Source organism: Aeromonas sp. QDB31 (genome assembly GCF_027707605.1).
GTDB lineage: Bacteria > Pseudomonadota > Gammaproteobacteria > Enterobacterales > Aeromonadaceae > Aeromonas > Aeromonas media.
The window spans coordinates 1-1957 of record NZ_JAPCIX010000051.1 but is presented as its reverse complement, the minus strand read 5'-3'; the positions used below and the strand labels follow the sequence as shown (position 1 = coordinate 1957).

Here is a 1957-nt window from a genome sequence, read left to right as displayed (position 1 = left end):
TTGGAGCGGTAAGACCAACGAGTATCCAGCTCGGAGGAAAGAGCGGCGGCCTCATGGTACATCTGGGCGCTGTTTGTCGCCCCAGAGAGAAGGAGAAAGTTAAGACGCCAGAAAAGATGCCTCATTCGCTCGCCTTCGTTGATTCCGCCTCTGAGCTGGCCCAACTTGCGTAGGTCTTCCAGTCTGTCCCAGGCCAGTTGACGACCGCTGAAGGTGCGCAGGTTCCCGACCTTGCCACCATTAACGACCGTCAGCCTGGCTTGCTGCCGTTCCGCCTTTTGCTTCTCGATGTCCCAGCGAGCCACCGGCAACAGCATTTCAGCCAGATACTCGAAGTTGTAGCGAATGGGTAAGCCCCCTTCTTCCAGTACGTGAACCACACGGCACACGGCCCCGCTCTTTGAATTCACGGTATTGACCAGGCGAAGCACTCGGCTTGCATCCTTTGCCCCTGGATCAGCGCCCAGCTCGGCCAGCTTGTTGATTAGATGGGTTTGGCAAGCATTCCAGCGGGGCAGGGCTTGGCGAGGTACTGGCCTTTCCAGTAGCCATTTAGCCTGAATGCCACGCCCTGAATAGACCATGATGGATGGCTGCGGTATGCCTTCAGACTGGCAAAAGTACGTGATGGCCGCCGCCAGTTCTTCAGGCTTGCGACCTTGAGCCCAGGGCATCTTGTAGGTATCGAGATCAGCGAATAACAAACCAATCCGAAGGAGGTTCACGACTCGCCTGTTTGGCCGCATAAACTCGGCCTGTGATAGCCAGGTATCAAGACGATGATCAACAGCATTAAGGACTGTTGGCATCTGCTCAAGAGGGAAAGAGGATTGACGTTTGCCGGTTGGCCATTGCACCAGGAGCGAGAAAAAGCCCCTTGCGCTTGTGTCGTGATATGTTTCTGCCTCGTTCTGACCGAACAAGGACAACTGAGCTTGCGCCATTATTGATGCACCCCTAACTTGCCAAGGGGTACACTCCCGCTATAATAGGAGGTGCAACCCTTAGCCTTATCCAGGCTCCGGCACCTCGGTTGCCGCCAAGCTCACCGAAAGTGCCACCAAATTTAGACCCCGGTAAACCGCCCGCCAAGTTGGTTTCCGGGGTTTTCCCTTTCTATGCCGCTAACGGCCTCACCTGTCCTAGACGACTACGCAACGCCTCGTCATTCTCTGCGTCCCATAGATCCACGGCACTTTGCAGCCCTAGCCAGTATTCCGGCTCTGTTCGTGTAGCTGCTGCCAGGATAAACGCGCTATCGACTGTAACAGGCACTCGCCCGCGACATAGCTGATTAACGTGCTTTCTTGTCCATCCGGTATGGGTGGCCAAGTCTGTTTGAGTGATTCCGTACGGGGCCAAGAATTCCCTTTCAAGTATCTGGCCAGGTGTGGCCGGTCGTGATTGGTTCATGTAATAAGCCCTCATCAGAATGATGTGTTTTGAAGTGTAACCTAGTTGGTAAACTTCAACAATAGATCAGGCCCGCCCTGTAATAGGGGAGGGACTTGTCTCACAACATTGAGGCGATCACCTGGTTGAGCTGCTGCCGGTGCCTGGTGAGTTGGCCACCTGGTCGAGCTGCCGCCTGTAATAGGGGAGGGACTTGTCTCACCGCATCGAGGCGATCACCTGGTTGAGCTGCTGCCGGTGCCTGGTGCGTTGGCCACCTGGTCGAGCTGCCGCCTGTAATAGGGGAGGGACTTGTCTCACCGCATCGAGGCGATCACCTGGTTGAGCTGCTGCCGGTGCCTGGTGCGTTGGCCACCTGGTCGAGCTGCCGCCTGTAATAGGGGGGGACTTGTCTCACCGCATCGAGGCGATCACCTGGTTGAGCTGTTGATTTACTTCTGGCGTCCAGATCTGAACTTAGCAACAGCGGCACTGTTGCAAATAGTCGGTGGTGATAAACTTATCATCCCCTTTTGCTGATGGAGCTGCACATGAACCCATTCAA

2 protein-coding genes are annotated in these 1957 nt (G+C 55.4%); both read right to left on the bottom strand.

Translation table 11 applies throughout. The annotated features are described in order from the left end of the window. On the bottom strand, window positions 1-944 hold a 944-nt coding region (locus PG898_RS21095; protein WP_270824992.1), incomplete at its 3' end, for a replication protein. A 172-nt stretch (window positions 945-1116) separates the two neighbouring features. Further along, window positions 1117-1413, bottom strand: a complete 297-nt coding sequence (locus tag PG898_RS21090) for a HigA family addiction module antitoxin (protein WP_012477889.1) — start codon at window positions 1411-1413, stop codon at window positions 1117-1119. Between the last annotated feature and the right edge of the window lie 544 nt (window positions 1414-1957).